Consider the following 8582-nt stretch of genomic DNA (forward strand, 5'->3'; position numbering starts at 1 on the left):
ATTGATCCGGTGAAAACGCCAGTGACCACCACGGTCAACGACGTCAACGACACCACCACCGTGACCCTGACCGCCACTCCAAGCGTGGACGAGAACGGCACCATCACCTACACCGCGACCTTGACCGACAAGACCGGTGCCCCGGTTACAGCGCATAACACGCCGGTCACCGTCACGCTGGACAGCGGCAAGGTGATCACCATCGCCGTTGGCCAGAGCTCCGGCACCCTGCCGGTGACCGTCGGCAACGACGTCTACACAGGCGCGCCAACCGTTACCGAATCAATCAAGGCTGCCAGCGGCGGCAACCTTGAAGCCCTCGGCACGGACAAGACGCCAGTGTCGACCAGCGTCAGTGACTTCCAGGACACCACCACTGTCAGCATCAGCGGCAGCACCTCGGTAACCGAAGGGCAGACCGCGAGTTACACCGTCAGCCTGACTCACCAGGCCCAGAGCGAAGTGACACTGAAAATCGTCTACAGCGGTACCGCCGCCGACGGTTCTGACTTCAACGGTGTCTACACCGTGAAGATCCCGGCGGGCGCCAGCAGTGCCAACTTCAACGTCGCGACCATCAATGACAATATCACCGAAGGCACCGAAAACTTCGTGGTCAAGATCGACTCGGCCACCGGCGGCAACTTCGAGAACCTGGCGATCAGCGCGTCCAATGGCAGCGTCAGCACTTCGATCATCGACAACGATGCACCGCCAGCACTGGATCTCGACGCCAACAACTCCAGCGGCGCCACCGGGGCCGACTACAAGGTGACGTTCACCGAAAACACTGCCGGTCCTGGCGTGTCGATCGGCGATACCGACCTGAGCATCACCGACCCGGACAGCACCCTGCTGACCGGCGCGACCATCGTGCTGACCAACCGTCAGGACGGTGATGCGCTGAACCTGGGCAACAGCGTCAACGGCATCACCATCAATGCCAACAGCACCAATGGCACCGTCACCCTGACCCTGTCGGGTAGCGCGACGCTGGCCGACTACATGCAGCAGATCAAGAACATCACCTTCACCAACAACAGTGAAAACCCGAGCACCGTACCCCGGACCATCACCGTGACGGTGACCGACGGCAGCAACTACTCCAACACCGCGACCACCACGGTCAACGTGGTGGCGGTCAATGACGCACCGGTCGCAGTACCGGTCAACGTCACCGGCACCGAAGACACGCCGCTGATTCTCGGCTGGTCGACCTTCGGCGTCAGCGACGTCGACAGTCCGGCCACCAGCCTGGGCGTGAAAATCACCCAGCTGCCGGGCGAGGGCAAACTGCAGTATCTGGACGGTTCGACCTGGAAAGATGTCGCCACCAACCAGACGTTCAGCAAGGCTGATATCGACGCAGGCAAACTGCGCTTCACGCCGGATGCGAACGAGTCGGGCGTGGACGGTTACGGCCCCGGCACTGGCGACCAAAAGGCTGACTATGCGCAACTTCAGTTCCGGCCAACCGACGGCCAGGCACTGGGCAACACCGGCACGATCAAGATCGACATCACTCCGGTGGCGGATGCCCCGACCCTGAGCGTTGCCGACAACAGCGTGAAGTCCACCGGGCTGATCAAGGAAGTCTGGACCGGTCTGTCGGGCCTGGGCACCAGCGGCAACGGTGCGGACTCGACCACGCTGAAAAACGTGATCGACGCCGCGGGCACACCGAACTCCAAAGGCACCGTGACCAACGTGCAGTCCGACGGTAGCGTGACCGCCGGTACGGCGTCGAAAACTTCCGGCCTGATCTACCTTGAAGCCGGCAAGACCTACACCTTCAGCGGTGTTGGCGATGACAGCCTGCTGGTGACCATCGGCGGCAAGAACGTCGCCGCGATCACGTGGGGCGCGGGCGGCAACCTCAATGGTTCGTTCACCCCGACCACCAACGGCTACTACACCCTGGACATCTACCACCACAACCAGAGCGGTCCGGGCAGCTATGACGTCAACCTGTCGGTCAATGGCAGCACGCCGATCGACCTGAGCGGTGCCGGCGTACCGATTTACACTGGCGTGACGGATCTGGTGAATGCCGGCGTGACCGTGTCCGACTTGCACGGCACCAATGGCAAAGGCTACTACGACGGCTACAAACTCAACACCGGCGCCGAAGGCACCAGTGTGAAATTGTCCACCATCACCACCGCGCTGACCGACACCGACGGCTCGGAAAGCCTGAGCCTGAAGATCAGCGGCATGCCAGTCGGCTCGGTGCTCACCGACGGCGCGGGACATACATTCACGGTCACAGCGACCAGTGGCGAGGCCAACGTGACCGGCTGGAGCCTCAACTCTCTGTCTGTCACTCCACCACCGTACTACAACGGCCAGTTCAACCTGACTGTGACCTCGACCTCCACCGAGGCCCTCGGCGGTTCGGCCAGCAGCACTTCGCAAATCCCCGTGACCGTGTACCCAGCGGTCTATAACGCCGTCACTGCCACTGCGGCCGATGACACCCTCACCGGCACCGACGGCAATGACGTCATCGTCGCCGACATTGGCGGCCTGACCGTGGTGCCGGGCACCAACTACAACATCGCCTTCATGGTCGACAGCTCCGGCAGTATGAGTTCCTCGTCGATCAACTCGGCCAAGGACTCGCTGACGTCGGTGTTCAACACCCTCAAGCAAAGCCTGGGCAGCAACTCGGGCACGGTGAACATCTTCCTGGTGGACTTCGACACCCAGGTCAACAAGTCGGTGTCGGTGAACCTCAATAACCCGAATGCGCTGACTCAGTTGAAGGCGATTCTGGACTCGATGTCATCCGGCGGCGGTACCAACTACGAGGACGTGTTCAAAACCACGGCCAACTGGTTCCAGAGCGCAAACGCCGTGGCCAACACCGGGGCGAAGAACCTCACGTATTTCATTACTGACGGCAAGCCGACTTACTACCAGAGCGGCGAGTCGACCAACCCGATCCTGTATGGCAGCACAACGCTCGATAGCCTGATCACCACGAGCAACTATCAGCTGGGAACAGCGATCAGCCTGTCCCCCGACAGCACGCACCAGATCGACATTACCGCCTCGGGATACGTGACGGTCTGGACCAAGAGCAGCCACGGTAACAACGGCAATGGCAACGGCAGTGGCAGCACAAGCTGGTCATCCAAGGACTTCGGCTATCTGCATGCCCAGGGTGACGGTACCTACGAGTTCTCGGGTCGTGACGGGGACGGCAGCAGCACCGACTGGGACGCCACCAGCAACTCCACCGGCAGCTTTGCACTGCTGAGCAACCTGTCGAATGTCGAGGCCATTGGCCTCAACAACGGAGTGAGCCTCAACGACCTGAAGCCGTACGACTCGAATCAAATTCCACAAACCAACATCGATCCGAAGGATCTGGCCAACTCGATCATCGGCCATACCGAAGCGACGATGCCGGGTCACGACACCGTCAGCGGTGGCGAAGGCAACGACATCCTGTTCGGCGACCTGGTGAGTTTCAACGGCATTGCCGGTGAGGGTTACCAGGCCATGCAAGCCTTTGTGGCGCAGCAATCCGGTGTGGACGTCAGCACAGTCACCACCAGCAATGTGCACCAGTACATCACCGAGCATTACAACGCGTTCGATGTGTCCGGGACCCATGACGGCAACGACACCCTGCTGGGTGGAGCGGGCAATGACATCCTGTTCGGCTCGGGTGGTAACGACACCCTCGACGGTGGCAAGGGCAATGACATCCTGCTCGGCGGCACCGGCAACGACACGTTGATGGGCGGACAGGGCAACGACATCCTGATCGGTGGTTCCGGTGGTGACACCTTCGTCTGGAAAGCGGGCGACACCGGCACCGACGTGATCAAGGACTTCAAGGCCAGCGAAGGCGACCGGATCGACCTGCGCGATCTGTTGCAGGGCGAAACCGGCAGCACCATCGACAACTTCCTGAAGATCACCACGGTCGATGGCGTGTCGTCGCTGCAAGTCAGCTCGACCGGTCAGTTCAACTCTGGCAACGCCGCAGCCGCCACGCCGGACGTGACGATCAAGCTGGAGGGCAACAACTGGTCAAGCGCCAACCTGCACAACCTGATTGCCGGTAGCGACCCGACCATCAAAATCGATCACAACAACAGCTGATGCATGAAAGCGGCCGCCCCTTCCGGGGCGGTCGTCACGTTTGTGTCCACTGCCCGGTGACGATTTCGTCGCTGCGCCACATACTGGCGTGCAGTTGACCTATGCTGCTGACAGCATGACGCTGGTTCAATTCTGAGGGATGCTCAATGTTTTACGTGCAACGCGATGCGCAGGGCCTGTTGGTACGCGTGGAACCCGCCGCCTACGCCGAGGCCACGGAAACCCTGCAGGCCGACAATCATGAAATCCAGGCCTGGTTTGCCAATGCGGCTGTGGAGAACAGCCTCAAACAGCTCAAGCAAAGTGACCTGGAAATGATCCGGGTACTCGATGACTTGATTCAGGTGCTGACCCAGAAAGGCGTGATCCGCGTCACCGACCTGCCGACGGCGGCCCAGGCCAAACTCATGGACCGAAACCAGGCCCGTGAAGCCTTGGGTGGCTTGAGCCAATTGATCGATGATGAAGAGACCGGGTTGATCTGACACCCCCTGCGATCATTCCCGCGCGCTGCGTGGGAGCGATCAGATCAGCGCCAGGGCTTGGGCTCGCCGAACAGCTGGCCCTGCACTCCGTATAGCCCCATCTCGCGAATCACCGACAACTCGCCTTCAGTCTCGACCCGTTCGGCAATCAGTGGCAAATCAATGCTGTGCGCCGCTCGCTGGATCGCCTCGATGAACAGGCGTTTGTCACTTTCCAGATCAATCGAGCGAATGTAGCTGCCATCGATCTTCAGGTAGGCCAGCCCCAGCCGCGCCAGGTTGCCGATCATGCTGAAGCGTCCGCCAAAACGCTGCAGGCTCAGTGAGAAGCCGAGTTCGCGCAGGCGCCGGGTCAGTTGCTCCAGTACCGCCTGATCAGGCAGTTGCTCTTCGCCAATCTCCAGAGTCAGGCGCGGGCCAAGGTTGGAATGCGCACGCAGTAGCTCGAAGATTTTGTTTTGCGCCTGCGGGTCACCCAGGGTCGCCGACGACAGATTCAGCGCCAGCGACTCCTCATGTTCGCTCATTTGCTCCAACACCCGCTCGAGCATCAGCCGATCCAGGCGCGCAGTCCAGCCGAAGCGCTCCAGCCAAGGCAGAAAACGCCCGGCGGGGATGGTCTGGCCGTGTTCGTCGAGCAGTCGCGACAACACTTTGTAATGCAGCACCAGTTGCGTGTCTTGGGCGGCCACTACCGGTTGGAAATACAGCTCGAAGCGCCGCTGTGTCAGCGCCTGGTCGAGCATCTGATGCCAGGCGTGGTGATCGTCGCCGACACTGGCCGAGAGGCTGTGTTCGAGGCAGGCCCAATTCTGCTCGCCCTGACCTTCGGCCTGGGCCAGCGCCTGATCACCGAGGCTGAGCACGGCTTGCGGCGAGTCACCATGAGCGAAAGGCGCCAGGCCGATAGACGCCACGGCAGCCACATCAGTGGCGCCGGTAGCGTGCAGGCTGGCCAGGGCGTTGTCGAGATTTTGCGCCAGTTGCAGCGCTTCTTCGCGCACCAGTCCCGGCGCCAGTACGGCAAATTCGCCGCCACGGATACGGGTCACCAGGTTCTGGGTTTCCGGATACTTGGCGCACTCGCGAGTCAGTTGCTCACCGACGGCCTTGAGCACTTCATCGGTGCGCTGACCACCGAGACGCTGGTTGAGGCCGGCCAGATCCTTGACCCGCAACAGCAGCAGATAACCGGAGCTGGCCTGCTCCGGGTTGCTCACCCGGACGTTCAGTTGCATCTCGAAATAGCGCCGGTTGGCCAACCCGGTCAACGAATCCTGATAGGACTCGACCCGCAGCTTTTCACTACGCTCGGCCTGTTCCTGGAACAGCGCCTTGAGCTTCTCGACCATCTGGTTCATGGCCTGCACGACCCGGCGAAGCTCGGGAGTGCGCGGCAGTTCCGGCAGGCTGAGGAACTCCCGTCGGGCGATGGCGTGGGATTGCTTGACCATATAATCCAGCGGTCGCAATTGCTGGCGCAGCAACAGCGCGCCGAGCACCGCACTGACGGCGCCGCATAGCAGCAACCAGCCCAGGCTGCCCAAGGCGCTTTGCCACAACTTGGCCAGCGCGAACATCGGATGGCTGACGACCTCGACCCGGGCGGCCTGCTCCCAGCCGCGGCTGACGATCGCATCACCACCGGCAGGTTCCAGGCCGATCAGTTTGACGAACCAGTCAGGAACATTGTTGACCGCCGGTATGCCCGTACGCTCAACCAGGTTCTGGTCGGTCTTCAGATCGACCACGCGGATGCTCGCGTAGTAACCGCTGTCGAAAATCGAGCTGACCAGCAACTCGACCATCGCCGGGTCGTCGATATTCGGGGTCAGGGAAAGCGCCAGCGCGGTCGCGGCGTCCTGGGCATGGGAGCGCAACTGGTTGACGTACTGAGTGCGTGAGCTCTCCAGACTGACCATGAAACTGCCGGTGAAGGCGACCACCAGGAACAGACAGATAGCAATCAACAGCTGTTTGAACAAAGACATCTGAGCACGTGCTCCTAGTTAGTCGTCTCGACCGGGAATCCTTCGGCCTGCATTTTCTTCAACACATCCTGCCAGCGCGACAGACGTTTGGTATCGCCGACCTTTTTGTTGCCCTTGGCGCCCGGCAACCACAGTCCCTCTGCATTGAAAGAGTAGACCGGCAGTAAATCCTTTCGTTGGCTGGCCGGCTTGATTGCATCAATCAGGCTGTCGAGCACCAGGGGCTCGGCATCCGGAGTCGAGTAGTAGGTCAGCACCATGTGCGCGCGGTTCTGGGTCAGTGCCTTGACGTAGGTGATACGCAGCTTTTCACTGGCTACACCGAGATGACGCAGGCTGAAGTACTTGGCAATAGCGTAGTCTTCACAGTCGCCGGCGCCTTTCCACAGGGCTTCGATCGGAGTTTCCCAGTAGTCGACTGCATGCCACAGATCGATGTCTTCAACGTATCGCAGTTGTTTGTTGAAGAAGCGATTGACCACATTGAGTTGTTCCGACTCGCCGATCTGCTTCTGGCTGGCCAACAAGTATTGCCAATCGTTAATGCGTTGCTGACCCTCTCCCAGAGGTCCGTACAATGCCTGCGCCCGCCGGCTGATCAGGGAAAAGTCCCAATCGGCACTCAAGCTGCCCAGCATCACGCCAGCCAGCAGCAATGCGCTGCACAACCAGCGCAAAATCCGGGGGATCGTTAAACATGCTGCCAATGCGAGGCATCCTGGGTAGGCAGGAGAGAGTCGCTCGAATGGTGAAGGTTAGTCCGGAAAAAGACAATGGCACGATGAGATCACTGGCGGCGCGCTAAACTGCAGGAAAGGCATTCGTTCACTTGTTTGACAAGCTGTCAGGCAGTCACTAGTGTCATTTGGATCCAAAAAATTTCATTATTCAGGGTGCGTTTAGTGACACAAAAGCCCAACCCTCTCAGCAGTATCAAGGTCAACGGGCCGATTCCCGCACATCTGGCACGCACGGTGATCGAAGAAACCCTGCGCGCGGCGATACTTGACGGGCGCATCCCTTGCGGTGCGGCCCTGCGCCAGCAGGACCTCGCCGACCTGTTCGGCGTCAGCCGCATGCCCGTGCGCGAAGCCCTGCGCCAGCTCGAAGCGCAGTCGTTGCTCAACGTGGTGGCCCATAAGGGCGCCGTGGTCGCGCCGCTGGTCCAGGGAGACGCCGTTGAAACCTACGCGCTGCGCATCCTGCTGGAATCCGAGGCCCTGCGTCTCTCGGTGCCATTGCTCCAGGACGAAGATCTCGAACAGGCTGCCCGCTACATCGACGAACTCGAAACGCAAAGCGACTACACCGAAATCGGCCGGCTCAACCGCTTGTTCCACATGGCGCTTTACAGCCGAGCGCCCAATCGCCGACTGTTGAAACTGGTTGAAGACGGCCTGAATGAGGAAGAGCGGTTCCTGCGTTTCAACCTGGAAGCCATGGGCCTGGGCAAACTGTCCCAGGACGACCACCAGGCACTGTTGCGTGCCGCCAAGGACCGGGACATGGAACGCTCCGTGCAGCTGCTCGAACATCATCTGAACCGAGCGGTCGAGGTCATTACGCGCTACCTCAACAGCCCTGAAGTCCAGGCCAGAAACACACCGAAGTAACCCGCAGCGGCAGGTGCAAGACGTGAGAAAGCCCGTTGTGGAGAGGCTCCACAACGGGCTTTTCAGTACCCCTGAAACGACAAAACCCCTGTCTGCGTTAGCAGACAGGGGTTTTGGAATTCAATCTTGACGATGACCTACTCTCACATGGGGAAACCCCACACTACCATCGGCGATGCATCGTTTCACTTCTGAGTTCGGGATGGGATCAGGTGGTTCCAACGCTCTATGGTCGTCAAGAAATTCTGTGACCAGCCCGTTAGAACATCAACGTGCCGGTGAAAACTGGTGACTTCTACTAAAACAAAACCCCTACCTGCATACGCAGATAGGGGTTTCGGAATTTAATCTTGACGATGACCTACTCTCACATGGGG

4 protein-coding genes, 1 rRNA gene and 1 pseudogene are annotated in these 8582 nt (G+C 60.1%); 3 read left to right on the forward strand and 3 right to left on the reverse strand.

Translation table 11 applies throughout. From position 1 onward, the window contains the following. Nucleotides 1–4116: pseudogene (locus tag AC3WN7_RS28400) on the forward strand (LapA family giant adhesin); the annotation flags it as partial. A 146-nt stretch (nt 4117–4262) separates the two neighbouring features. After that, on the forward strand, nt 4263–4601 hold the full coding sequence (locus AC3WN7_RS28405; protein WP_095968268.1) for a tryptophan synthase subunit beta: 339 nt from the start codon (nt 4263–4265) through the stop codon (nt 4599–4601). A 44-nt stretch (nt 4602–4645) separates the two neighbouring features. Here AC3WN7_RS28405 and lapD read toward each other — a convergent pair whose 3' ends face one another. After that, a complete protein-coding gene (lapD, locus tag AC3WN7_RS28410; RefSeq protein WP_102675805.1) occupies nt 4646–6592 on the reverse strand; it encodes a cyclic di-GMP receptor LapD in 1947 nt (648 codons plus the stop codon). Between the two features lie 14 nt (nt 6593–6606). Beyond that, nucleotides 6607–7299, reverse strand: a complete 693-nt coding sequence (gene lapG / locus AC3WN7_RS28415; RefSeq protein ID WP_095968270.1) for a cysteine protease LapG — start codon at nt 7297–7299, stop codon at nt 6607–6609. A gap of 195 nt (nt 7300–7494) precedes the next feature. Between lapG and AC3WN7_RS28420 the strand changes: the two genes are divergently transcribed. Next, the gene (locus tag AC3WN7_RS28420) at nt 7495–8205 is read left to right on the forward strand and encodes a GntR family transcriptional regulator (RefSeq protein WP_102675806.1); all 711 of its coding nucleotides are present in this window, start codon (nt 7495–7497) and stop codon (nt 8203–8205) included. A gap of 124 nt (nt 8206–8329) precedes the next feature. Here AC3WN7_RS28420 and rrf read toward each other — a convergent pair. Then, nucleotides 8330–8445: ribosomal RNA gene (rrf, locus tag AC3WN7_RS28425) — 5S ribosomal RNA — on the reverse strand. Nucleotides 8446–8582 lie beyond the last annotated feature (137 nt).

The sequence above is a fragment of the Pseudomonas sp. FW305-70 genome (assembly GCF_058783925.1).